The organism is Pseudomonas sp. PB106 (assembly GCF_009764645.1).
Classification (GTDB): domain Bacteria; phylum Pseudomonadota; class Gammaproteobacteria; order Pseudomonadales; family Pseudomonadaceae; genus Aquipseudomonas.
On record NZ_RWIM01000061.1, the window covers coordinates 14,406 to 38,577 of the forward strand.

The 24,172-nt window shown below is 58.9% G+C and carries 18 protein-coding genes; 11 read left to right on the forward strand and 7 right to left on the reverse strand.

Annotation, left to right across the window (positions count from 1 at the left end; genetic code table 11):
- Positions 1 to 28 precede the first annotated feature (28 nt).
- Positions 29 to 1,957, reverse strand: a complete 1,929-nt coding sequence (locus EJA71_RS07850) for a transglycosylase SLT domain-containing protein (protein WP_158955696.1) — start codon at positions 1,955 to 1,957, stop codon at positions 29 to 31.
- Positions 1,958 to 2,171: 214 nt separating this feature from the next.
- Between EJA71_RS07850 and EJA71_RS07855 the strand changes: the two genes are divergently transcribed.
- Positions 2,172 to 4,094 (forward strand): ATP-binding cassette domain-containing protein, encoded by a 1,923-nt coding sequence (locus EJA71_RS07855; RefSeq protein WP_158955698.1) that lies wholly within the window; start codon positions 2,172 to 2,174, stop codon positions 4,092 to 4,094.
- A gap of 140 nt (positions 4,095 to 4,234) precedes the next feature.
- On the opposite strand, the gene EJA71_RS07860 is transcribed toward EJA71_RS07855, so the two are convergent.
- The gene (locus tag EJA71_RS07860) at positions 4,235 to 4,672 is read right to left on the reverse strand and encodes a universal stress protein (RefSeq protein WP_053122097.1); all 438 of its coding nucleotides are present in this window, start codon (positions 4,670 to 4,672) and stop codon (positions 4,235 to 4,237) included.
- Between the two features lie 103 nt (positions 4,673 to 4,775).
- On the opposite strand from EJA71_RS07860, the gene EJA71_RS07865 reads away from it, so the two are divergent.
- The 7 genes from EJA71_RS07865 (at position 4,776) to EJA71_RS07895 (ending at position 13,182) form a co-directional block, all read left to right on the forward strand.
- Positions 4,776 to 5,213, forward strand: coding sequence for a hypothetical protein (locus EJA71_RS07865; RefSeq protein ID WP_158955700.1), 438 nt, complete (start codon positions 4,776 to 4,778; stop codon positions 5,211 to 5,213).
- A 525-nt stretch (positions 5,214 to 5,738) separates the two neighbouring features.
- Positions 5,739 to 7,886: a fatty acid oxidation complex subunit alpha FadB gene (fadB, locus tag EJA71_RS07870; protein ID WP_158955702.1), complete on the forward strand. Its 2,148-nt coding sequence runs from the start codon at positions 5,739 to 5,741 to the stop codon at positions 7,884 to 7,886.
- Between the two features lie 32 nt (positions 7,887 to 7,918).
- Positions 7,919 to 9,094, forward strand: a complete 1,176-nt coding sequence (gene fadA, locus EJA71_RS07875) for an acetyl-CoA C-acyltransferase FadA (RefSeq protein ID WP_007910465.1) — start codon at positions 7,919 to 7,921, stop codon at positions 9,092 to 9,094.
- A gap of 98 nt (positions 9,095 to 9,192) precedes the next feature.
- On the forward strand, positions 9,193 to 9,429 hold the full coding sequence (locus tag EJA71_RS07880) for a DUF1653 domain-containing protein (protein WP_064392833.1): 237 nt from the start codon (positions 9,193 to 9,195) through the stop codon (positions 9,427 to 9,429).
- Positions 9,430 to 9,543: 114 nt separating this feature from the next.
- Positions 9,544 to 12,174, forward strand: coding sequence for a type I DNA topoisomerase (gene topA / locus EJA71_RS07885; protein ID WP_158955704.1), 2,631 nt, complete (start codon positions 9,544 to 9,546; stop codon positions 12,172 to 12,174).
- A 143-nt stretch (positions 12,175 to 12,317) separates the two neighbouring features.
- Positions 12,318 to 12,842, forward strand: a complete 525-nt coding sequence (locus tag EJA71_RS07890) for a DUF6586 family protein (RefSeq protein ID WP_158955706.1) — start codon at positions 12,318 to 12,320, stop codon at positions 12,840 to 12,842.
- A gap of 106 nt (positions 12,843 to 12,948) precedes the next feature.
- Positions 12,949 to 13,182, forward strand: coding sequence for a hypothetical protein (locus tag EJA71_RS07895; protein ID WP_003226592.1), 234 nt, complete (start codon positions 12,949 to 12,951; stop codon positions 13,180 to 13,182).
- A 96-nt stretch (positions 13,183 to 13,278) separates the two neighbouring features.
- Here the strand turns inward: EJA71_RS07895 and sulA are convergent, their stop codons facing one another.
- On the reverse strand, positions 13,279 to 13,752 hold the full coding sequence (gene sulA / locus EJA71_RS07900) for an SOS-induced cell division inhibitor SulA (protein ID WP_158955708.1): 474 nt from the start codon (positions 13,750 to 13,752) through the stop codon (positions 13,279 to 13,281).
- A 10-nt stretch (positions 13,753 to 13,762) separates the two neighbouring features.
- Positions 13,763 to 14,371, reverse strand: coding sequence for a transcriptional repressor LexA (lexA, locus tag EJA71_RS07905; protein ID WP_003226590.1), 609 nt, complete (start codon positions 14,369 to 14,371; stop codon positions 13,763 to 13,765).
- Positions 14,372 to 14,600: 229 nt separating this feature from the next.
- Between lexA and EJA71_RS07910 the strand changes: the two genes are divergently transcribed.
- From EJA71_RS07910 to EJA71_RS07920, 3 genes are all read left to right on the forward strand, one after another.
- A complete protein-coding gene (locus tag EJA71_RS07910; protein ID WP_158955709.1) occupies positions 14,601 to 15,308 on the forward strand; it encodes a TetR/AcrR family transcriptional regulator in 708 nt (235 codons plus the stop codon).
- Between the two features lie 158 nt (positions 15,309 to 15,466).
- Positions 15,467 to 16,477, forward strand: a complete 1,011-nt coding sequence (gene nagZ, locus EJA71_RS07915) for a beta-N-acetylhexosaminidase (RefSeq protein ID WP_158955711.1) — start codon at positions 15,467 to 15,469, stop codon at positions 16,475 to 16,477.
- 11 nt (positions 16,478 to 16,488) lie between these two features.
- Positions 16,489 to 17,226 (forward strand): S-methyl-5'-thioinosine phosphorylase, encoded by a 738-nt coding sequence (locus EJA71_RS07920; RefSeq protein WP_158955713.1) that lies wholly within the window; start codon positions 16,489 to 16,491, stop codon positions 17,224 to 17,226.
- 140 nt (positions 17,227 to 17,366) lie between these two features.
- On the opposite strand, the gene EJA71_RS07925 is transcribed toward EJA71_RS07920, so the two are convergent.
- The 3 genes from EJA71_RS07925 to mfd are packed head-to-tail and all read right to left on the reverse strand — an operon-like array spanning position 17,367 to position 24,095.
- Positions 17,367 to 20,057 carry a DEAD/DEAH box helicase gene (locus tag EJA71_RS07925; protein WP_158955715.1) on the reverse strand — a complete coding sequence of 897 codons (2,691 nt, stop codon included), beginning with the start codon at positions 20,055 to 20,057 and terminating at the stop codon, positions 17,367 to 17,369.
- 11 nt (positions 20,058 to 20,068) lie between these two features.
- On the reverse strand, positions 20,069 to 20,635 hold the full coding sequence (locus tag EJA71_RS07930; protein WP_158955717.1) for a CsiV family protein: 567 nt from the start codon (positions 20,633 to 20,635) through the stop codon (positions 20,069 to 20,071).
- A gap of 10 nt (positions 20,636 to 20,645) precedes the next feature.
- The gene (gene mfd / locus EJA71_RS07935) at positions 20,646 to 24,095 is read right to left on the reverse strand and encodes a transcription-repair coupling factor (RefSeq protein WP_158955719.1); all 3,450 of its coding nucleotides are present in this window, start codon (positions 24,093 to 24,095) and stop codon (positions 20,646 to 20,648) included.
- Between the last annotated feature and the right edge of the window lie 77 nt (positions 24,096 to 24,172).

Sequence of the window (24,172 nt, forward strand, 5' to 3'; positions counted from 1 at the left end):
CATTTTTGTTACTGGGCGTCAGGCGCAGTTATTGATCGTCAAAATAGCGCTCGTGCCAATCCACCAGCGGCTGCGGTGAGTTGAGCTTCTGGCCGTAGATCACCGAATACGAGAGCACGTTCTGCACGTACTGACGGGTTTCGTCGAACGGGATGCTTTCTACCCAGACGTCGAAGCTCAGATGATCGGCGCCGCGCAACCATTGGCGCACGCGGCCCGGGCCGGCGTTGTAGGCGGCGGAGGCGAGGACACGGTTGCCGTTGAACTGGCTGTGCACCTGACTCAGGTAAGCGGCGCCGAGCTGGATGTTCTTGTCCGGGTCGAGTACTTGCTGCGGCGAGGCCAGCGGGATGCTGAACTTGCGCGCGGTTTCCTTGGCGGTGCCGGGCATCAGTTGCATCAGGCCGCTGGCACCGACGCCGGAGCGTGCATCGTCCATGAACGCGCTTTCCTGACGGGTGATAGCGAACACCCAGCTCGAATGCAGGCCGCGCACCTTGGCTTCACGCACGAGGGTGTCGCGGTGGGCCATCGGGAAGCGGATGTCCAGATCGTCCCAGTATTGCGCCTGACTGATGGTGCGGATCGCCGGGAAGTACCATTTCAAGTCGTAAGCGAGTTTTGCCTGGGCGACCATTTCGTCGCGGTTGAAATGCCGGCTCACGTGATACCACTCGCGGCGACCGTCGACGATCTGCCCACGGGCGTGGAATTCCAGAGCTCGGCGCACACCGGGCGTGTTGCGTACTTTGTTGATCAGCGCCTGGCTGAGCACCAATGGTTTGTTGTTCAGCGAATACGGCGATTGCGAGCGGTCCGCGGCGAGGAAACCATAGAAGTCCCGCTCACGCGCCAGGCTCTTGTACAGGGTTTGCGCTTCCGGATTTTGCGGCTGGGCCAGTTCCAGACTGCGCGCCTGCCAGTAGCGCCAGCGGTTGGTGGTGGCCAGGTCCTGCGGCAAGCGGCGAGTCAGTTGATAAGCGTCGTCCCAGCGAGCCAAGCGAAGCAACAGGCGCAGGCGCCATTCCGACACGGTGTTGTCGCGCAGTTCCGGGTCGTATTTGGTCATCACGTCCAGCGCGCGACTGTCGAAACGCCGGGCGAGGGTCAGGCCGATTTCACGGGCGATCGCGACTTTCTCATCGCGAGAAAAATGCATGCTGCTGGCGTATCCGTCCAGCAAAGCCATGGCCTTGTCCGGATCCTGGCGGGCGAGACGGCGCAGGCCGAGGCTGACCACGTCGGACATCGGTTCATCGGCAGGGGTAAAGCGCGAAGGCTGATTGAGCAACTCGGGCTTCTGCGCCACATCGACCAGCAGCCGACCGCGCGGGGCGAGGGTGGTCAAGCCATTAACGAGGCTGTTGGCCAGCGGATAGTTACGCGCCTGAGCGGCGAGCTTGGTGCGCTCCCAGCGTTTCTGTTCGGTCAGTTGGCCGTCAGCGGCCCAGATGCCGAACAGTGCGTCACACGCGGCGGGTTGCGACTTGCCGGTCAGCCAGAGCTTTTCGGCATTGGCATAACCTTCGGCTTTCTTGTCGTGGGTGATCTGGTACTGCGCGTTGAGGCAGTCCAGTTCGGTGAAGTTGAGTTTCGGATCGTAATATTTGACGAAGGTCGCCCAGTCGCCACGGTCGGCGAGCCACCGCAACCAGCGCAGTTTCATCCAGTTGGCTTGGGGCAGATCACCGTGTTCGGCGAGAAATTTCTCGATCTCGGGGTTGCTCGCGGTTTTCAGGCGCGCGGTCAGTTCGTCGTAGGCCAGGTACGGTTCCAGCGGATAATCGGCCAGCGCCTGGCTGTAACGGAAATATGGGCCGGTATCGCCTTTGGCCAGCGCACGCTTGGCTTCATCGTAATACTGGCGTTGGGTGGACAGGTCCACCGCCTGGACGGATTGAACGGCAGCGGCGGAAAGTAGCAAACAGGACAAAACACTGAAAAGGCGACTGCGCATGAGACATCCGGGCAGAGAAATCATGACAAGTGCCGACACGAATCAGCACTGAATTGTCTGTAGCTTAGCCTTTTGCCAGCAAGCGGCGAAAGCTTTGCGGGCCTCGCAGCACAAGTTCGCAACAATTGTTGTGCAGAGTGCTTCGACAGACAAATTGCCGGCCTGTTGAAGCCCTAACTCAGGTAGAATGCGCGCCCGGTTTTTGGAGAAGCTCATGACCCTGCTCAAATTCAGCGATGTGTCCCTTGCGTTCGGCGCTATGCCGTTGTTGGACAAGGTGTCCTGGCAGATCGCCCGTGGTGAGCGGGTGTGCATCATCGGCCGCAACGGCACTGGCAAGTCCAGCATGATGAAACTGGTCAAGGGCGACCAGAAGCCCGATGACGGCTCGGTGTGGCGTGCCCCCGGTCTGAAAATCGGCGAATTGCCGCAAGAATTGCCAGTGGCCGACGATCGGACTGTATTCGACGTGGTTGCGGAAGGCCTTGATGGCGTAGGCGCGTTGCTCGCTGAGTACCATCACCTTGCGCAGAACTGCGTCACCGAAGAAGACCTGAACAAGCTGATGCACGTTCAGCAAGACCTCGAAGCCCGTGATGGCTGGCGTTTGCAGACGCTTGTCGAAAGCACCTTGAGCCGTCTGCAACTGCCGGCCGACAAGACCCTCGCCCAGTTGTCCGGCGGCTGGCGTCGTCGCGTGCTGCTGGCGCAGGCGCTGGTGTCCGAGCCTGATCTGCTGCTGCTCGACGAACCGACCAACCACCTGGATATCGGTGCGATTGCCTGGCTCGAAGAAGCGCTGAAGGATTTCCAGGGCGCCGTGCTGTTCATCACGCACGACCGTTCCTTCCTGCAAAACCTTGCCACGCGCATTCTTGAGCTGGACCGCGGCGGCCTGATCGACTGGAATGGCGACTACGCCAGTTTTCTCGTGCACAAAGAAGCTGCACTGGCCGCTGAAGAAACCGCCAACGCGCTGTTCGACAAAAAGCTGGCCCAGGAAGAAGTCTGGATCCGCCAAGGCATCAAGGCTCGCCGCACCCGCAACGAAGGCCGCGTCCGCGCCCTGAAAGCATTGCGCGTTGAGCGTAGCGAGCGTCGTGAGCGCACTGGTAAAGCCAACATTCAGTTGGACACTGCCGACAAGTCCGGCAAGCAGGTGATGGTCCTCGAGAACGTGAGTTTTGCTCACCCGGGCGGCCCGTTCCTGATCAAGGATTTCTCGATGGTGCTGACGCGCGGCGACCGTATCGGTCTGCTCGGCGCCAACGGTACCGGCAAGACCACGTTGCTGAAGCTGATGCTCAGCGGTCTGCAACCGACCAGCGGCAAAGTGGAAGAGGGCACGCGCATCGACGTGGCCTACTTCGACCAGTTGCGCCATCAGCTGGATCTGGAAAAAACCGTGATCGACAACGTTGCGGAAGGTCGCGACTTTATCGAGATCGACGGCCAGAACCGTCACGTGCTGAGCTACCTCGGCGACTTCCTGTTCAGCCCGCAGCGTGCCCGCACGCCGGTCAAGGCGCTGTCGGGTGGTGAGCGTGCGCGTCTGTTGCTGGCCAAGTTGTTCAGCAAACCGGCGAACCTGCTGGTGCTCGACGAACCGACCAACGACCTCGATGTGGAAACCCTCGAGTTGCTCGAAGAAGTACTGCTGACCTTCAACGGCACCGTGCTGATGGTCAGCCACGACCGGGCATTCCTCGACAACGTGGTGACCAGCACCCTGGTCTTCGAAGGCGAAGGCAAAGTACGCGAATACGTCGGCGGCTATCAGGACTGGATCCGTCAGGGCGGTTCACCGCGTCTGCTGGGCGTGACCGAGAGCAAGTCGGGCAAGGCTGACTTGAACTCCGCCGTGGTGACCGCTGAGCCTGCTGTGGTCGCAGCACCGGCCGCCGCTGCTCCGGCGGCCAAGAAGAAGTTGAGCTACAAGCTGCAACGCGAGCTGGAAGCGTTGCCCGGTGACATCGAAGCCAAGGAGCAGCAGATCGCTGCGGTGGAAGCTGAAATGGCTGAGGGCGGTTTCTATCAGCGACCTGCGGCTGAAACGGCCAAGGTGATCGCTTCTCTTGAGCAGGCGCAGGCCGAGCTGGATGCATTGGTGGAGCGTTGGGCCGAGCTGGACGCCTGATTGATCCGGTAACAAAAAAGCCCGGCCTCATTTGCGTGAAGCCGGGCTTTTTGTAGGGGCTGCCGAAGGCTGCGATCTTTTGACTTTGTTTTAAAAGAACAGGATCAAAAGATCGCAGCCTTCGGCAGCCCCTACACGGGTTAGCGTTTGACCAGGTGTACCGCTAATACGTCGCATGGCGCGCCGTGCAGCACGTCATTGGCGGTCGAGCCGAGCAACAGCGCCAGACCGTGACGACCATGGCTGCCGACCACGATCAGATCGCATTGCTGCTCTTTGGCGAAATGATGAATTTCCTGACGTGGCTGGCCATAGGTCAGGTGGCAGTTGGCGCCTTCAAGCTCAGAATACTTGAGCTTCAGGCGCTCGAGACGCTCCTTGGCCTGATCGAATTGCTGTTGTTGCAGTTGTGACAGATCCATCGGCACGTCGCCGCCGAACGCCATGGCCATCGGCTCGACAATATGCACCAGCGATAGCTTGGCGCCGTTGCTCACCGACAGCTCTCGGGCGCGGTGGATCACAGGGTCGCACTCTTCAGTCAGATCTACGGCGACCAGGATATGGGTGTAGGGCATGAGGTGCTCCTCGTGACGGTTCAATATTGGTAAGTATGGCTGGTTTCAAGCGCATTGGTTCCAAAGTGACACAATGGGCTCATCAATAAACGGGAGTACAGATATGACGGTCTGGTTGGTGGTGTCAATCCTGCTGGTGGTTTTGAGTCCGCTGGCATGGTTGCGTCCATCGCGTGCGCAAAGCGGCCGAATTGCCCTGCGCATGGAGGCGCGCCGCATCGGTCTGGCCATGCAACTGGCGCCTCAGGAATGGCCGCACTGGCTGGCGCAAGAGCCGCCCAATCCGTGTGCGCAGTACCATCGCCCGCGCCGCAGCAGTAAACCGCTGTGCTGGACGTACTGGCAGAAATCGCCGGGTGTGTGGGTCAATCAGTGGCAGGAAATCTGTGAGGATCGGGTGCTGCTCAATCATTTCGAAAAATTGCCGGGCAATGTTTTCAAGGTTGAAGCGGACAAGCAGATGATCGCCCTGTATTGGGGGGAGAAGGGCGAGGCCACGGTCCTGCAGGACATCGACGCCACGCTGAAAGCGCTGGCATGACGCGCGGACTTTTCGCACTGCAATGGTGTGAAACGTCCGGCAGACGCGCATAAAAAAGCCCGACATGATTCATCGGGCGGGGTTGGCCAGGCAGGCCGGTGAACTTTTTGACGGATCCGGCTCCGAATACTCGGGGCATTTCCCGGTCGTCCAGCCAGCGTAGCCTGTTAAACAAGGTGCGCAGCGAATTAGGGCGAATTTTCTAACTATTGATTCTATGAATGGCTTCACATGCAGACGCGTGTTGTGGGTCTTCGTGGTACGGAAATGACCGCAAAGTCGCATTTCAACCCGTATTTTGGGCGATTGACAATTGTCGGAAATTCCGTGAAGGTGACGTACCCAAATCAAACGGGCGTATGAATTGAGCGTTTGTCTTACAGACTGCTCCTACAGAATCCCGACTATCGCGTTGGCGGGTGTGCCGGGTGGATTGGCGTTAGCATCGACGAAAAAGCGTCCTGCCAAGCCATTCGCCTGCGTCCGACGTGTACTGTTCAGCTTCCATATCGTGGAGATCAGTTGATGATTTACGAAGGTAAAGCCATCACGGTTAAAGCTCTTGAAAGTGGCATCGTCGAATTGAAATTCGACCTCAAGGGTGAGTCCGTCAACAAGTTCAACCGTCTAACCCTGAACGAACTTCGTCAGGCCGTAGACACCATCAAGGCAGATGCTTCGATCAAGGGCGTGATCGTCAGCAGTGGCAAGGACGTTTTCATCGTCGGCGCCGACATCACCGAATTTGTCGACAACTTCAAGCTGCCGGATGCCGAGCTGGTTGCTGGCAATCTCGAAGCCAACAAGATCTTCAGCGATTTCGAAGACCTCAACGTTCCGACTGTAGCGGCCATCAATGGCATCGCTCTTGGCGGCGGTCTGGAAATGTGCCTGGCAGCTGACTATCGCGTCATGTCCACCAAGGCCAAGATCGGTCTGCCGGAAGTCAAACTGGGCATCTACCCAGGCTTCGGCGGCACCGTGCGTCTGCCGCGTCTGATCGGTGTCGACAACGCTATCGAGTGGATTGCCGCCGGCAAGGAAAACCGCCCTGAAGACGCTCTGAAAGTCAGCGCCGTCGACGCCGTGGTTGCTCCAGAGAAGCTGCAGGAAGCTGCCCTTGAACTGATCAAGCGCGCCATCTCCGGCGAGTTCGATTACAAGGCCAAGCGTCAGCCGAAACTTGAAAAACTCAAGCTGAACGCCATTGAACAAATGATGGCTTTCGAAACCGCCAAAGGTTTCGTCGCCGGTCAGGCTGGCCCGAACTACCCGGCGCCGGTTGAAGCGATCAAGACCATCCAGAAAGCCGCGAACTTCGGTCGTGACAAGGCGCTGGAAGTCGAAGCCGCCGGTTTCGTCAAACTGGCCAAGACCTCTGCTGCGCAGAGCTTGATCGGTCTGTTCCTGAACGATCAGGAACTGAAGAAAAAGGCCAAGGCCTATGACGAAATCGCCAAAGACGTGAAGCAGGCTGCCGTACTCGGCGCCGGCATCATGGGTGGCGGTATCGCATATCAGTCGGCCTCCAAAGGCACGCCGATCCTGATGAAGGACATCAACGAGCACGGTATCGAGCAGGGCCTGGCTGAAGCCGCCAAACTGCTGGTTGGCCGCGTTGATAAAGGTCGCATGACCGCTGCAAAAATGGCTGAAGTGCTCAACGGCATTCGTCCGACCCTGTCCTACGGCGACTTCGGTCACGTCGATCTGGTTGTCGAAGCGGTCGTCGAGAACCCGAAGGTCAAGCAAGCTGTATTGGCAGAAGTCGAAGGTCAGGTCAAAGAGGACACAATCCTCGCGTCCAACACTTCGACCATTTCCATCAGCCTGCTGGCGAAAGCCCTCAAGCGTCCGGAAAACTTCGTCGGCATGCACTTCTTCAATCCGGTGCACATGATGCCGCTGGTGGAAGTGATCCGTGGCGAGAAATCGAGTGAGCTGGCTGTCGCCACCACCGTTGCCTACGCCAAGAAAATGGGCAAGAACCCGATCGTCGTCAACGACTGCCCGGGCTTCCTGGTCAACCGCGTACTGTTCCCGTACTTCGGTGGCTTCGCCAAGCTGGTCAGCGCCGGTGTGGACTTCGTCCGTATCGACAAGGTCATGGAAAAATTCGGCTGGCCGATGGGCCCGGCGTACCTGATGGACGTGGTCGGTATCGACACCGGTCACCATGGTCGTGACGTAATGGCTGAGGGTTTCCCGGACCGCATGAAGGATGACCGTCGTTCGGCCATCGACGTGCTGTACGAAGCCAAGCGCCTGGGCCAGAAGAACGGCAAGGGTTTCTACGCTTACGAGGCCGACAAGAAAGGCAAGCAGAAGAAAGTCGCCGATCCGTCGGTGCTGGAAGTGCTCAAGCCGATCGTTTACGAGCAGCGTGAAGTCACTGACGAAGACATCATCAATTGGATGATGATCCCGCTGTGCCTGGAAACCGTGCGTTGCCTGGAAGACGGTATCGTTGAAACTGCCGCCGAAGCCGACATGGGTCTGGTCTACGGTATCGGTTTCCCTCCATTCCGTGGCGGTGCACTGCGCTACATCGATTCGATCGGTGTTGCCGAGTTCGTCGCCTTGGCTGACCAGTACGCTGATTTGGGCGCGCTGTACCACCCGACCGCGAAGCTGCGTGAAATGGCCAAAAACGGCCAACGGTTCTTCGGTTAAGCGTCCCAACTTTTGAGCGAGAGTGAAATTTTATGAGCTTGAATCCAAGAGACGTCGTGATTGTCGACTTCGGTCGTACTCCGATGGGCCGCTCCAAGGGCGGCATGCACCGCAACACCCGCGCTGAAGACATGTCGGCGCACCTGATCAGCAAATTGCTGGAACGTAACGCCAAGGTCGATCCTGCTGAAGTCGAGGACGTGATCTGGGGCTGCGTCAACCAGACCCTCGAGCAGGGCTGGAATATCGCGCGCATGGCGTCGCTGATGACCCAGATCCCGCACACTTCGGCCGGCCAGACCGTCAGCCGTCTGTGTGGCTCGTCGATGAGCGCGCTGCACACCGCTGCGCAAGCGATCATGACCGGTAACGGTGACGTGTTCGTGGTTGGCGGCGTCGAGCATATGGGCCACGTGAGCATGATGCATGGCGTCGATCCTAACCCGCACATGTCGCTGTACGCGGCGAAAGCCTCGGGCATGATGGGTCTGACCGCTGAAATGCTCGGCAAAATGCACGGCATCACTCGCGAGCAGCAAGATGCTTTCGGCGTGCGTTCCCACCAGTTGGCCCACAAGGCAACCGTGGAAGGCAAGTTCAAAGACGAAATCATCCCGATGCAGGGCTACGACGAGAACGGTTTCCTGAAACTGTTCGACTACGACGAAACCATTCGTCCGGAAACCACCCTGGAAAGTCTGGCGGCTCTCAAGCCAGCCTTCAATCCAAAGGGCGGCACCGTGACTGCCGGTACTTCGTCGCAGATCACTGATGGTGCTTCGTGCATGATCGTGATGTCGGCGCAGCGTGCGCAGGATCTGGGTATCCAGCCAATGGCGGTTATCCGTTCGATGGCAGTGGCAGGTGTGGATCCGGCAATCATGGGCTATGGTCCAGTTCCGGCGACACAGAAAGCCCTGAAGCGCGCAGGTCTTGGTATCAACGATATCGACTTCTTCGAGCTTAACGAAGCTTTCGCTGCACAGGCTTTGCCAGTGCTGAAAGATCTGAAAGTGCTCGACAAGATGAACGAGAAGGTTAACCTGCACGGCGGCGCGATCGCCCTGGGTCACCCGTTCGGTTGCTCCGGTGCCCGTATTTCCGGCACCTTGCTGAACGTGATGAAGCAGAATAGCGGCACCTTCGGGGTGGCCACTATGTGCATTGGTCTCGGCCAAGGCATCTCCACCGTCTTCGAACGCGTTTAAGCGTCTCGTCGATGGAAGCCGGGGCCAAGTGCCCCGGTTTTTGTTTTTGCGGATTTATTTTATTTTTATTTTGAAAAAATTTGAGTGAGGGCCAAAGCATGCCGATACAACCAGGGCTCTACCAACATTACAAAGGTCCGCAGTACCGCGTATTCAGTGTTGCGCGGCATTCCGAAACCGAAGAAGAAGTGGTGTTTTACCAAGCCCTGTATGGGGAATACGGCTTTTGGGTGCGCCCGCTGAGCATGTTTCTCGAGTCGGTCGAGGTTGACGGCGAGCAGGTGCCGCGCTTTGCTTTGGTGCAAGCCGAACCGAGCCTTTTTTCCAAGGCATGAGGCCAGTGCGCAGGAAACCCTGTGCTTGACCTCACCTTGTATCAACTATATATAGCGGTGCCGCGTCAGGCGCCAACCGCCTTTCACTTCTAGAATTCAGGAATTTTCTGATCCATGGGCAAATCGCTGGTCATTGTGGAATCCCCGGCTAAGGCCAAGACCATCAACAAGTATCTGGGTAACCAATACGTGGTGAAGTCGAGTATCGGCCATATCCGAGACCTGCCCACCAGCGGTTCGGCTAGCGCCAGCAAAGAGCCAGCCGCCAAGCGCGGCAAGGCTGCTGCGGGCGAAGGTCCGGTGCTCTCGCCGAAAGAGAAAGCGCGCAAGCAGCTGGTCTCGCGGATGGGTGTCGATCCCGATCAGGGCTGGAAAGCCAAGTACGAGATCCTCCCGGGCAAGGAAAAGGTCATCGAAGAGCTGCGCCGGCTCGCCAAAGATGCTGACACCATCTATCTCGCAACCGACTTGGATCGCGAGGGGGAAGCCATTGCTTGGCACCTGCGCGAAGCCATCGGTGGTGACGACAGCCGCTACAAGCGCGTGGTGTTTAACGAAATCACCAAGAAGGCGATTCAGGAAGCGTTCTCGGAACCTGGCGAGCTGGACATTGATCGTGTCAACGCACAGCAGGCGCGTCGTTTCCTTGACCGTGTTGTGGGCTACATGGTCTCGCCGCTGCTGTGGGCGAAGATTGCCCGTGGTCTGTCCGCCGGTCGTGTGCAATCGGTTGCCGTGAAGCTGGTGGTCGAGCGTGAACGCGAAATCCGTGCCTTCAACCCGGAAGAGTACTGGGAAGTGCATGCCGATCTCGGTACCACCAAAGGCTCGACCGTGCGTTTCGAAGTCGCTCGTGAGAAAGGTGAAGCCTTCAAGCCGCTCAACGAAGCTCAGGCCATGGCCGCGCTGGAGAAGCTCAAGTCTTCCAGCTACAGCATCGTCAAGCGCGAAGACAAGCCGACCAGCAGCAAACCCTCGGCTCCGTTTATCACGTCCACCCTGCAACAGGCTGCAAGTAACCGCCTGGGCTTCGGCGTGAAGAAAACCATGATGATGGCTCAGCGTTTGTACGAAGCCGGCTACATCACATATATGCGTACCGACTCGACCAACCTCTCGGCTGACGCCGTGACGATGGCGCGTGCTTATATTGAAGACGAGTTCGGCAAGAAGTATCTGCCGGAAACGCCGAACGTCTACAGCAGCAAGGAAGGCGCACAAGAGGCTCACGAAGCGATTCGTCCTTCTGACGCCAACACCATTCCGAGCAAACTGGCAGGCATGGAGCGCGACGCCGAGCGTCTCTACGAGTTGATCTGGCGCCAGTTCCTCGCTTGCCAGATGCTGCCGGCGCAATACCTGTCGACCACTGTCAGCGTTGGCGCTGGCGATTTCGAGCTGCGTGCCAAGGGCCGTATCCTCAAGTTCGACGGTTACACCCGTGTCATGCCGCAAATTGCCAAGCCAGGCGACGACGACGTTCTGCCTGATATGGCGCAGGGCGACGTGATGAAGCTGATCAAGCTTGATCCGTCCCAGCACTTCACCAAGCCGCCGGCGCGTTACTCGGAAGCAAGCCTGGTTAAAGAAATGGAAAAACGTGGCATCGGTCGTCCGTCGACTTACGCCGCGATCATTTCGACCATTCAGGATCGCGGCTACGTGACCCTGCACAACCGTCGTTTCTATTCGGAAAAGATGGGCGATATCGTTACCGAGCGTCTGTCCGAGAGCTTCTCGAACCTGATGGACTATGGCTTCACCGCCGGCATGGAAGAGAATCTCGATGACGTGGCGCAGGGCGAGCGCGACTGGAAAAGCGTGCTCGACGAGTTCTACGGCGACTTCAAAAAGAAACTCGAAGTGGCCGAAAACCCGGACAGCGGCATGCGTGCCAACCAACCGGTGATGACAGATATTCCGTGCACCACTTGCGGTCGGCCGATGCAGATTCGTACTGCTTCGACTGGCGTGTTCCTCGGTTGCTCGGGCTACAGCCTGCCGCCGAAAGAGCGTTGCAAGGCTACCGTTAACCTGGTGCCAGGCGATGAAATCGCTGCGGACGACGAAGGTGAATCCGAGTCGCTGGTACTGCGTGGCAAGCATCGCTGCCCGATCTGCAGCACGGCGATGGACGCTTACCTGCTCGATGAGAAGCGCAAGCTGCACATCTGCGGTAACAACCCGGATTGCGCCGGCTATGAAATCGAAGAAGGCAGCTATCGCATCAAGGGCTACGAAGGTCCGAGCCTGGAATGCGACAAGTGCGGCAGCGAGATGCAGCTCAAAACCGGTCGTTTCGGTAAGTTCTTCGGTTGCACCAACCCTGAGTGCAAGAACACTCGCAAACTGCTGAAGAGTGGTGACGCGGCGCCGCCGAAGATGGATCCGGTGAAGATGCCTGAGTTGAAGTGCGAAAAGGTCAACGACACCTACATCCTGCGCGACGGTGCTTCCGGTCTGTTCCTGGCGGCAAGTCAGTTCCCGAAAAACCGCGAGACCCGTGCTCCGCTGGTGATCGAGATCCTGCCGCACAAGGACGAGATCGATCCGAAGTATCATTTCCTCTGTGAAGCACCGCAGAAGGATCCTGATGGTCTGCCAGCGGTCATCCGCTACAGCCGCAAGACCAAGGAGCAATACGTGCAGACCGAAGTCGACGGCAAGCCTACCGGTTGGAAGGCTTACTACGATGGCGGTAAATGGACGGTGGAAGACAAGCGTACGAAGGCCAAAGCTGAGTAAGCGTTAGCCTGATACTGAAAGGCCGCATGAGCACCCTCGGGTTTTCATGCGGCCTTTTTGTTTTGTGCTTGCGGTGGGATCGGCTGATCCACGACACTGTCCGGCCTGTGTGAAGCAATTATTTCGTAGTGGAGACTGCCGTCATGGCCCACGAGCTCTATACCCGTACCAACCAGAAGATCTATTTCGCCGGCCTGTCGCTCGAAGCCTTGGCTCGCGCTGAAGAAGGGCGGGCGATGAATTCCTTGGCGCTGATTCAGGCCGGGCGAGAATCGGCGTTGTTTCACCTCTACGGCGCCTTGCTGGGTCTTTGCCATGAAATCGCTGGTTTCTATCGTCTGCCACAAGCCAATGCGCCACGTGCAGAGGTGTTACTGACACGCGAAGTGCTTGAATCGATCGCGATCCCGGAGCTGGCGGAAATGATCGAGCTGGCAGGGAATTCCGAAACGTGGCTGGCAAAGCTGCTGGCGGCGCATTCGGCAATGTTTCAACCGCCTCGCGCACCCCATAAGCCAAAAGGCGATGTGACGCAGCCATTGATTCAGGCCGTTAATCTGGACGAAGAAGAGGCGACTGAAGAGTTGAACCGAGAGGAGCTGGAGAGCTGGCGGCAAAACCTTAAAGGCTTGGCTTTGCGCTTTCGCGAAGGCTTGAATGAGTGCTGAGGGTGATTGACACGGTGGCAATCTGAAACATGCTGCTGGTCAAGATCCCAAGCGAAGCCTGAATGATGTCTATATAATCGCTGCCTTTCGTGGAGAACAGACCTACATGCCAACGTCCTTTCTAGAAATTGTCGAGTTACCAGACGGCCGAATCGAACTGCGCAGGGCTGAGGACGAAGGTTCTCTGGTGACGCTGGATTTCTCCGAGGATGCCAAGGCGTTCCTGCAAGGTCAGCACGTCGAAATCGCCAAGGCCATGTTGAGCGTCGGCGTTCAGATGGCAGGCCGTATGGTTGAAGGCGAGTTTGATAAGGAAGAGGGGCCGCGGGTTCTTCATTGATCCCCATCGGTTTTTCTTTTTGACGTTATCGCTTCAGATCGGCTTCTCTGTCCTTTGAGAAGCCCTGCGCTTCACACAGCGCGTGTTGCCAAGCTACTAACCCAATCGAATGTTCAGGCTCTGAGCATCGCCCGTGCGTGCGGCGCTGATCAGCTGGTGCCGTGAATGTGCGTTCAGCGGATTGAGCCAAGTGACCACTGTATGGCTACGGCCCAGACGCAGTGCTTCGCACGCCAGTTGCTGAGCACTTTGAGTGCCCCGAGGTTGCAGCAGCAGAATGCGTTCGCGGTTCAGGCCAGCGTCCCGCAGCCAGGTTTGCGTCAGGCTGGCGGGTGGCGCGATCAACGTCAGCCAGCGAGCGTCCTGATCTTCACTGAGTTCGCGAAGGATCGGGGCAAGCAGGTTGAGGCAGTTCCCGGCCGCACCGCGCAGTGACAGCTCACTGAATACTTCAGGCTCGGCATTCCACGGACGTTCGACCACTTCTTTCAGGATCGGCGCCATCGGTTGCGCCAGAAACGCTTCGAATAAAGTCAGTTGTGTTTGCTGAGGTGTGTGTGGGAACTGCATAAAGCCTCCTTTAGCGGCGAATGACGCCGACACTCAAGCCTTCGATCACCAGTTCCTGATCTTTCAGGTCAACTTCGATAGGGGCGAACTCTGGATTCTCGGCAATCAGCCAGACCTTGCTGCCTTCACGCTTGAAGCGTTTGACGGTCACTTCATCGCCGATGCGGGCGACGACGACCTGGCCATTGCGCGCTTCACGTGTGGTGTGAACGGCCAGCAGGTCGCCATCAAAAATACCGATGTCCTTCATGCTCATGCCATGCACGCGCAACAGATAGTCGGCACGAGGATGGAAGAAGGCTGGATTGATGTTGCAAGATTCTTCGATGTGTTGTTGGGCGAGGATAGGAGCGCCTGCGGCGACCCGGCCAATGATCGGCAGGGTGGAGTCATCAGCCTTGGCTTCAAAGCCCGGGATGCGGATGCCGCGTGAAGCACCGGGCGTCATCTCTATCGCACCCTTGCGGGCCAGAGCCTTGAGGTGTTCTTCGGCAGCATTGGGCGATTTGAAGCCCAGTTCCTGAGCGATTTCCGCGCGGGTTGGCGGGTAGCCGTTGTCTTCGAGGCAACGTTTGATAAAGGCCAGAATCTCGGCTTGGCGTGGCGTCAGCTTTAGCATATTGATCGCTCTGTCTTTTTATACAGTGACTGGGATTATATACAGTGAAACGCTCTTGGCAATGCCCGTTTTTTGGCCTGCTGCCGGACGGTCGGGAGAAGCGTTTATTAAAGCGTCTGCCTTGTGTGGTTAAATAGCTGACCGACCATTCCCAAAACGAACTGGCAGGCTTGACAAGGCACAGGCTGAAACGTATGTTTCAAACAAGTGTTTGTCAGGCGGAGTAGCCATGGCCCAGTCGGAAACCGTTGAACGCATTCTTGATGCTGCCGAGCAGTTGTTCGCGGAGAAAGGTTTCGCTGAAACCTCATTGCGTTTGATCACCAGCAAGGCTGGCGTCAACCTGGCAGCAGTGAACTATCACTTCGGCTCGAAGAAAGCGCTGATTCAGGCAGTGTTCTCGCGCTTCCTCGGGCCGTTCTGCATCAGCCTCGATAAAGAGCTGGAGCGGCGTCAGGCCAAGCCTGAAAACAAGCCGACGCTTGAGGAGTTGCTGGAAATCCTCGTCGAGCAAGCCCTCGTGGTTCAGCCACGCAGCGGCAACGATCTGTCGATCTTCATGCGCCTGCTCGGCCTCGCGTTCAGCCAGAGTCAGGGCCACTTGCGCCGCTATCTGGAAGACATGTACGGCAAGGTTTTCCGTCGCTACATGTTGCTGGTCAACGAAGCCGCGCCACGTATTCCGCCGATCGAACTGTTCTGGCGCGTGCACTTCATGCTCGGCGCCGCGGCGTTCAGCATGTCCGGCATCAAGGCCTTGCGCGCGATTGCCGAGACCGATTTCGGCGTCAATACCTCCATCGAACAAGTCATGCGCCTGATGGTGCCGTTTCTCGCTGCGGGCATGCGCGCTGAGACTGGCGTCACTGATGCGGCGATGGCCTCCGCGCAACTGCGTCCGCGCAGCAAATCAACGCCGGTCGCCGCCAAGGTTTAACCGTGCACGGGTGGGCGCGGCTGCTTGTATCCGCTAAGCTAGCCGCCCATGCCGACTCTCGTTCTGAACCCGATCTCCATAGCAATCGCTGACCTGCCGAGCATGGCTCACGGTAGCGATTTCCTGCAGATCGGGTTTTTCGTTTTCAAGGAATCTCTATGACTGCTGGCCTGCAAGGCTCGTTGATGGTGGACGTCGCCGGTACTTGGCTGACGGCTGAAGATCGCCAATTGTTGCGTCAGCCCGAAGTGGGCGGCCTGATCATTTTCGCGCGTAACATCGAGCATCCGCGTCAGGTGCGTGAGCTGAGCGCAGCGATTCGCGCGATCCGCCCGGATCTGCTGCTGGCGGTGGATCAAGAGGGTGGACGCGTGCAGCGTCTGCGCCAAGGCTTCGTGCGTTTGCCGGCCATGCGCGCCATCGCCGACAACCCGAATGCCGAATACCTCGCCGAACAGTGCGGCTGGATCATGGCCACCGAAGTGCTGGCCGTCGGCCTCGACCTGAGCTTCGCACCCGTGCTCGATCTCGATTACCAGCGTAGCGCTGTGGTCGGCACCCGTTCGTTCGAAGGTGATCCCGGGCGCGCCGCGTTGCTCGCCGGAGCATTCATTCGCGGCATGAACAGCGCGGGCATGGCCGCCACCGGTAAGCACTTCCCCGGTCACGGCTGGGCGGAAGCGGATTCCCATGTAGCGATCCCGAATGACGAGCGCAGCCTCGAGGAGATCCGCGCCAACGATCTCGTGCCGTTTGCCAGACTCAGCAAGCAACTCGCTGCGGTGATGCCGGCCCATGTCATTTATCCACAAGTGGATTCGCAGCCTGCCGGTTTCTCCCGGCGCTGGCTGCAGGACATCCTGCGCGGTGAGTTGCAATTCGACGGCGTCATCTTCAGCGACGACTTGTCGATGGCCGGTGCCCACGTGGTCGGCGACGCTGCCAGTCGTATTGAAGCGGCGTTGACCGCCGGATGCGACATGGGCCTGGTGTGCAACGACCGAGCTGCCGCTGAGCTCGCCTTGAGCGCCGCGCAACGCATGAAGGTCAAGCCATCCGCGCGCATCGCCCGCATGCGCGGTCAAGCATTCGCCAGCACCTATTACCGTCAGGATCCGCGCTGGCTCACCGCCATCGGCGCGCTCAAAGACGCTCAGCTGATCGATTAAGGATTTTCGTTATGACGGTCTACGCAATCATCGGCGGCACCGGATTGACCCAGCTGGACGGCTTGACCATTCGTCAATCGCTGGCGGTGGACACCCCCTACGGCGCACCGTCGGCCGAAGTTCAGCTTGGCGAGTACGCTGGCAAGGAAGTGTTGTTTCTCGCCCGTCACGGCCATCCGCATCGTGTTCCGCCGCACAAGGTCAACTACCGCGCCAATCTGTGGGCGCTGAAGCAGGCCGGCGCCGAAGCGATCATCGCCGTGAATGCCGTGGGTGGCATTCATTCGGCCATGGGTACCGGGCATTTCTGCGTGCCACACCAGATCGTCGACTATACCAGTGGGCGCGAGCACACCTTTTTCGCCGATGATCTGGAGCAGGTCACTCACATCGACTTCAGCTTTCCTTACAGCGAGCCGTTGCGTCAGCAATTGATTGCCGCCGTGGCCGCTGAAGGCTGCGAGTACAGCGATCAAGGCGTTTACGCCTGCACCCAAGGCCCGCGTCTGGAAACCGTTGCCGAGATCGTGCGTCTGGAGCGCGATGGCTGCGACATCGTCGGCATGACCGGCATGCCTGAAGCCGCGCTGGCCCGTGAGCTGGATCTGGATTACGCCTGTCTGGCGCTGGTGGTGAACCCGGCGGCGGGCAAGACCACGCAAGTGATCACCATGGCCGAGATCGAGCAGGCTTTGCATGACGGCATGGGCAAGGTGAAGTCGGCGTTGGCGCGGGTACTCAAGGGCTGAGTCCGGCCGAGACCGAGTTGACCCCATCGCTGGCAAGCCAGCTCCCACAGGTATCGAGTTGAATCAGAGTCTTGTGCACGACTCATAACCCTGTGGGAGTTGGCTTGCCAGCGATAGCCCTTTAACTAACAACGCAAGTCTCAACGCTTGTCGAGCTTGTCCGGCAACGGCGCAAACAACGCTTCAATATCATCACTCTGCAACTTCCAGTCCCCGGCCTTGCGCCCATCCAGCACGCCCGCCGCCAAGTCGGATTTTTCCTTTTGCAGGTGCTGAATCTTCTCTTCCACCGTGCCCCGGGCAATCATTTTGTAGACGAACACCGGTTTTTCCTGGCCGATGCGATATGCGCGGTCAGTGGCCTGATTCTCGGTCGCCGGGTTCCACCACGGGTCGTAGTGAATCACCGTATCCGCTTCCGTCAGGTTCAGACCGACACCGCCAGCCTTCAGGCTGATCAGAAAAATCTGACGCTTGCCGCTCTGGAATTCCTTTACTGGTGTACGTCGATCGCGGGTCTGACCGGTCAACAGCGCGTAGGAAACGTTACGTTTTTTCAGTTCTTCTTCGATCAATGACAGCATCGACGTGAACTGTGAAAACAACAGAATTCGCCGACCTTCCTCGAACAGCTCCTCAAGCATTTCCATCAAGCTGTCGAGCTTGCCGGAGGTGCTGCCGCGAGCGGGCAGGGTGGCGTCGTTGACCAGGCGCAGATCACAGCAGACCTGACGCAGCTTGAGCAGCGCTTCAAGAATGATGATCTGACTGCGCGCCACGCCTTTGCGGGTGATTTCGTCGCGGACTTTCTTGTCCATCGCCAGGCGCATGGTTTCGTATACATCGCGTTGCGCTTCGTTGAGATCGACCCAGTGGATGATCTCGGTTTTCGGCGGCAGCTCGGTGGCCACCTGTTCCTTGGTCCGGCGCAGCAGAAACGGTTTTATCCGACCGTTGAGGTGCTGAAGCCTGACTTCGCTGCCGCGCTTTTCAATCGGTACACGGTAATCGGCATTAAAGCTTTTTACATCGCCGAGCCAGCCCGGCAGCAGGAAGTGAAACAGCGACCACAGCTCGCCCAGATGGTTTTCCAGCGGCGTACCGCTCAGGCACAGACGCTGGCGTGCGTTGAGCTCTCGTGCCGCTTGTGCGGCTTTGCTGTTCGGGTTCTTGATGTACTGCGCTTCATCCAGCACCAGCACGTGCAGCGGCTGTTTGGCCAGACGCTCGACGTCCTTGGGAAGCAGCGCGTAAGTGGTGAGGATCAGGTCGAAATCGGCCAGATTATCGAAATGCTTTTTGCGCGTGGCGCCGTACAGCGCGACCACTTTCAACTGTGGCGTGAAGTGCGCCGCCTCATCAAGCCAGTTTGGAATCAGGCTGGTCGGCATCACCACCATGCACGGGCGATCGAGGCGTCCGGCGTTTTTCTCGCTGAGAATATGCGCCAGGGTTTGTAGGGTTTTACCCAGGCCCATGTCATCCGCAAGAATCCCGCCGACTTCCAGTTGCCGCAGCGATTGCATCCAGCTCAAGCCTTCGAGCTGATACGGACGCAGCGTCGCGTTCAGGCCTTGCGGTGCTTCAGCGCTGAAATCACGAATATCACGCAGACGCTGAGCAAAGGTACGGATTTGCTCGCCACCCTCCCACAGCAGTGGCAGGCCTTCCAGCGAGTTGAGTCGCGTGGCATCCGCCTTGCTCAAGCGCAGCGTGGTTTCCCCTGGCTCCTGCAAATAGAACTCGCCAAGCGTCATCAACACCGGTTTCAACCGGCCCAGCGGCAACGCCACTTGCAGCGGTCCGTGCTCGCTGTTGCGCTGAGGAATATTGACCAGAATCAACTCGTCATCGCGGCGCCGCGCCAAGCGTTCCGGGTTGAGGATTTCCGCGTGCGAGCGCATCAGGTTGAGCAGAATCGGCAGCAGACTCAGGCGCTCGCCATTGACGATGATCCCAAGTTCCAGATCAAACCAGTCGCGTTCTGGCGCCTGTTCGACCGTGGCGTACCAGTCATCCACGGCGGTCAGATCGAAGCCGAACTCCTCATCGATCTGCAATTCCCAGCCTTGAGTGCGCAGCTTCGGCAGATCGTTGAGGGTGAACGTCAGCCAGGCACTGTCATTGACCATCTCATACAGTTCGCCGGCGCTTTCCGGCAGCGCTTTGCTCTGCCGCGTGGCGATGCGAAAGCCGAGGATTCTTAACTGTTCACGGTAGGACTGTTCGACTTCTGGATGGCGTTTTATCCGTAGCGTCTGGGTTTCCTGACGGATCAGGATGTCGCTGTTTTTCTGTCCGCTGACGTATTCGTCCAGATAGCTGAACGACAGCGCCGCGCGGTGCTGAATGTAGCGCTGCATCTTGCCGTTGCGCGGTTCGAAGGCGCTGAACTCGACACTGGCCAGCCACAGGCGCGGCACGGGTTGCACATTGTCGACCAGCACTTGCGGCGGGGCTTTCGGGCCACGGTTTTCCAGCACGGCTTGGAGCTTTTCCAGTAATTCGGCGTCTTTGGCGGCGGCGGGGTAGTCGAGGGTTTCCTGCACTTTCAGCAGCACTGCGGCGCAGTGTTTGCAGTTGGTGCGCACCGGGCAGGTGCAGCCAGCATCGACCAGCAGCAAAGTGCCTTTGGCTGACTCGCGCAGATGAATGGTCTGACGGTAGACGTTGCCGCCAGAGCCTTCGCAACTGGCGGTGATCGTTGCGTCGCCGACTTGCGCGATGCGTACCCGGTTTTCCAGAGCGTAGCGACGGCCACGCTCCAGGCTCTGTTCCTTGAATCGGCTGACCCAAGAGGGCGCCAACGGTTTGCTCAGCGGCGGGTTCATAAGGACTTCGATCAGTCCGGAATGGCTTCAGGCGCTTCCCGTGGTGCAGGCGCGGTCAGGGAGGTGATCTTGATCAGCAGGGCCAGATGGCCGTTATCGAGATAGTTGAGTTGGCCGTTCTTGGTGTGGCTGTCCTGTTTCAGCCGCTCGCTGGCGGTGACCATGCCATTGGCATCGATCTGATTGACCCAGAAGTCGGCGTTCACGTCGGTGAAGCGTCCGAGTTTCATCTCCAGCGTGCCCTCGATCGGGAACTGGCCGAATTGCTCTTGACCGTCGCTGACAGCGACTTTGGCTGGCGTTTCGCCGAGGGTTTGCTGCCAGGCCTTGTGCAGCAGCACGCTGTAGTCGCCGCTGGCGGTGAGCTTGGTAACGACGTCATTCAGCGCTGGCGTGCGCTTGCTGTCATCGCCCAGGCGCTGGGCACCCGCAGCCCAGTCTTCTGGCGCGGCGCGGCTGACGATGGCGGGCACGGCGTTCTGGCGCACCAGAATCATTTCGACCTGATACAGGTCATCGGCGAAAACCGAGGGTGCTACGAGGGTAAGTAGCAAAGTCAGTGAGCGAAACAGGCGCATGCGGCGTCCTTCAAACGGATTTCGGGAGGAGGCGCTCAAACAGCGCCTCTACAGTATTAAAGCGCTCTTCCGGGCGTTCCATCGGCACCTGGAACTTGAACATCGTCGCGCCTTCGAATTTGTAACGTTTTGGCTGGCTCTGAATCAGCTTGATCAGCGTCATCGGGTCAACGGGAGTCTGCGCTTCGAACTCGATGCGCCCACCCTGTGGCCCGCCATCGACCTTCTTGATGCCCAGTTGCTCAGCCTGCAATTTCAGCGCAGTGATGCGCACCAGATTCTTCGTCGGTTCCGGCAACAGGCCGAAACGGTCGATCATCTCGACTTGCAGATCCTTCAGGCCTTCCTCATCGGTCGCCGAAGCAATGCGCTTGTACAGAATCAGGCGAGCGTGAACATCCGGCAGATAGTCTTCCGGAATCAGCGCCGGCACCCGCAGATTGACTTCCGGCCCACCGCCGAGCGGTTGATCGAGGTTCGGTTGCTCGCCCTTGCGGATCGACTTCACCGCGCGCTCGAGCATTTCCATGTACAGCGTGAAGCCCACGGCCTGAATCTGCCCGCTCTGGCCATCGCCGAGCAGTTCGCCGGCGCCACGGATTTCCAGGTCGTTGGTCGCCAGCACGAAACCGGCGCCGAGGTCCTGAGTATTGGCAATTGCTTCCAGACGCTTTTCCGCATCCGAAGTGATTTGCTGGCGCGGCGGCGTCAGCAGGTAGGCGTAAGCCTGGTGGTGACTACGGCCAACGCGACCACGCAACTGGTGCAGTTGCGCCAGGCCGAACTTGTCGGCGCGCTCGATGATGATGGTGTTGGCGCTCGGTACGTCGATGCCGGTCTCGATGATGGTCGAGGCGATCAGCACGTTGAAGCGCTTGTGATAGAAGTCGCTCATCACCTGTTCGAGTTCGCGTTCGCGCATCTGTCCGTGACCGATGCCGATACGGGCTTCCGGCACCAGTTCGGCGAGGTCGGCGGCGCATTTCTCGATGGTTTTCACATCGTTGTGCAAGTAGTAAACCTGACCACCACGCAGAAGTTCACGCAACAGGGCCTCTTTGACCGTGCTCTTGTTCTGCTCCATGACGAAAGTGCGCACCGACAGGCGTCGCGCCGGCGGCGTGGCGATGATCGACAGGTCACGCATGCCGGACACTGCCATGTTCAGCGTGCGCGGAATCGGCGTGGCGGTCAGGGTGAGAATGTCGACTTCGCTGCGCAGGGCCTTGAGCTGTTCTTTCTGACGGACACCGAAGCGGTGCTCTTCGTCGATAATTACCAGCCCGAGGTTTTTGATCTTCACATCATCGGACAGCAACTTGTGCGTGCCGATGACGATGTCGATCTTGCCTTCCGCCAGATCGGCGATTGCAGCGTTGACTTCCTTGGCCGATTTGAAGCGGCTCATCACTTCCACGGTCACCGGCCAGTCGGCGAAGCGGTCGCGGAAGCTGTTGTAGTGTTGCTGGGCGAGCAGGGTGGTTGGCACCAGAATCGCCACTTGGCGGCCACCATGCACAGCGATGAACGCCGCGCGCATGGCCACTTCGGTCTTGCCGAAACCGACGTCGCCGCAGACCAGGCGATCCATCGGTTTCGGCGCGAGCATGTCTTCGCGCACCGCTTCGATGGTCGATTGCTGGTCCGGGGTTTCTTCGAACGGGAAGCCGGCGCTGAACGTCGCGTAATCGGCTTTCGGATCGGCGAAGGCGTAACCTTCGCGAGCGGCGCGGCGGGCATAGATGTCGAGCAGTTCAGCGGCGACGTCACGCACTTGTTCGGCGGCTTTGCGCTTGGCTTTCTGCCAGGTCTCGGAGCCGAGGCGGTGCAGCGGGGCCAGCGAATCGTCGCTACCGGTGTAGCGGGCGATCAAGTGCAGGTTGGCCACCGGCACGTAGAGCTTGGCGGCCTCGGCGTATTCCAGGGTAAGGAATTCGGCGGCCTGGTTGTCGATTTCCAGAATCGTCAGACCGAGGTAGCGACCCACGCCGTGATCGATGTGCACCACCGGCGCGCCTTCGCGCAGCTCGGTGAGGTTCTTGATTACCGCGTCGTTGCTGACGTCGCTGCGTTTCTCGCGACGACGGCGTTGCATCACGCGCTGACCGAACAGCGGACTTTCCGCGACCAGTGCCAGCGCTGGGTCATCCAGCATCAAGCCTTCGTCGAGCGGAGCAATGGTGATTGCCAGGCGATCCTTGCTCGCGACGAAATCCGGCCAACTGTCGACGGTTTTCGGCCGCAGCTTCAGGCGTTCGAGCAACTCCAGCAGGACTTCGCGACGACCGGCGGATTCGGCGGTGAACAACACACGACCGGGGAATTCATCAAGGAAACCGGCCAGCGCTGCCAGCGGTTGCGTGGCTTTGGCTTCGATCGCCAGATTTGGCAGTGCCTGCGCCGGGAAGCGCTCGCGGCCGGCGCCGCTTTCGACGTCCTGCTGGCTGGCAACCACACGCGGCCAGCTCTTCAGGCGAGCAAAGCAGTCTTCCACAGGCAGGAACAATTCGGCGGGCGGCAATAAAGGACGCGATGGATCGACGCGACGCTCTTCGTAACGATTGCGCACGTCGTTCCAGAAATTCTCCGCCGCTTGCTCGATGCCCGGCAGCGAGAACACCTGGGTGTCCTGCGGCAAGTAATCGAACAGGGTCGAGGTTTCGTCGAAGAACAGTGGCAGGTAGTACTCGATGCCCGCCGGGGTAATCCCGCTGCTCAAGTCCTGGAAGATCGGGCAGCGACGGAAGTCGACGTCGAAGCGCTCGCGGAACCGCGCCTTGAAGCGGGTGACCGCGTCTTTCTGCAGCGGAAACTCACGGGCCGGCAGCAGCTTGACCGAATCGACCTTGTCGATGGAGCGCTGGTTTTCCGGATCGAAGGTACGCAAGGTTTCGATTTCGTCATCGAACAGATCGATGCGATACGGCAATTTGCTGCCCATCGGGAACAGGTCGATCAACGCGCCCCGTACGGTGAATTCGCCGTGCTCATAAACCGTGTCGACGTAGCGATAGCCGCTGGCTTCGAGCCGCGAGCGCATCTGCTCTACATCGAGTTTCTGCCCGACATCCAGCACCAGGCTGCTGCCGAGCAGGAACTTGGTCGGCGCCAACCGATGCAAAGCCGTGGTGATCGGCACCACCAGCACACCGTGCTCCAGCTCCGGTAGCCTGTATAAGCTGGCGATGCGCTGGGAAATGATGTCCTGGTGCGGCGAGAACAAGTCGTAGGGCAGGGTTTCCCAGTCGGGGAAATGCAGTACGGGCAAATCCGGGGCGAAGAAACTCAGCTCCTGTTCCAGTCGTTCAGCGCTCTGGCTGTCGGCGGTCAGTAGCAGGGTGAAGCGCTTGGCAGCGCTGGCAGCCTCGGCAATTGCCAGGCTGAGGGCAGCACCGGGCAAATTGCCCCAATGCTGTTTACCTGCTTCGGCAGGGAGTAGCGGTAGACGCAGAACGGGCACGGAAGGTTGAGCTCCAGGCTTTGCGACAAAGTCGGTAATTGTAGCGGCGTCCGGTGCTGCCTGTCAGTTGCAGACTG

Coding starts and splice junctions, on each gene's coding strand:
- EJA71_RS07850 (WP_158955696.1), bottom strand. CDS start 1,957: ATGCGCAGTCGCCTTTTCAGTGTTTTGTCCTGTTTGCTACTTTCCGCC.
- EJA71_RS07855 (WP_158955698.1), top strand. CDS start 2,172: ATGACCCTGCTCAAATTCAGCGATGTGTCCCTTGCGTTCGGCGCTATG.
- EJA71_RS07860 (WP_053122097.1), bottom strand. CDS start 4,672: ATGCCCTACACCCATATCCTGGTCGCCGTAGATCTGACTGAAGAGTGC.
- EJA71_RS07865 (WP_158955700.1), top strand. CDS start 4,776: ATGACGGTCTGGTTGGTGGTGTCAATCCTGCTGGTGGTTTTGAGTCCG.
- fadB (WP_158955702.1), top strand. CDS start 5,739: ATGATTTACGAAGGTAAAGCCATCACGGTTAAAGCTCTTGAAAGTGGC.
- fadA (WP_007910465.1), top strand. CDS start 7,919: ATGAGCTTGAATCCAAGAGACGTCGTGATTGTCGACTTCGGTCGTACT.
- EJA71_RS07880 (WP_064392833.1), top strand. CDS start 9,193: ATGCCGATACAACCAGGGCTCTACCAACATTACAAAGGTCCGCAGTAC.
- topA (WP_158955704.1), top strand. CDS start 9,544: ATGGGCAAATCGCTGGTCATTGTGGAATCCCCGGCTAAGGCCAAGACC.
- EJA71_RS07890 (WP_158955706.1), top strand. CDS start 12,318: ATGGCCCACGAGCTCTATACCCGTACCAACCAGAAGATCTATTTCGCC.
- EJA71_RS07895 (WP_003226592.1), top strand. CDS start 12,949: ATGCCAACGTCCTTTCTAGAAATTGTCGAGTTACCAGACGGCCGAATC.
- sulA (WP_158955708.1), bottom strand. CDS start 13,752: ATGCAGTTCCCACACACACCTCAGCAAACACAACTGACTTTATTCGAA.
- lexA (WP_003226590.1), bottom strand. CDS start 14,371: ATGCTAAAGCTGACGCCACGCCAAGCCGAGATTCTGGCCTTTATCAAA.
- EJA71_RS07910 (WP_158955709.1), top strand. CDS start 14,601: ATGGCCCAGTCGGAAACCGTTGAACGCATTCTTGATGCTGCCGAGCAG.
- nagZ (WP_158955711.1), top strand. CDS start 15,467: ATGACTGCTGGCCTGCAAGGCTCGTTGATGGTGGACGTCGCCGGTACT.
- EJA71_RS07920 (WP_158955713.1), top strand. CDS start 16,489: ATGACGGTCTACGCAATCATCGGCGGCACCGGATTGACCCAGCTGGAC.
- EJA71_RS07925 (WP_158955715.1), bottom strand. CDS start 20,057: ATGAACCCGCCGCTGAGCAAACCGTTGGCGCCCTCTTGGGTCAGCCGA.
- EJA71_RS07930 (WP_158955717.1), bottom strand. CDS start 20,635: ATGCGCCTGTTTCGCTCACTGACTTTGCTACTTACCCTCGTAGCACCC.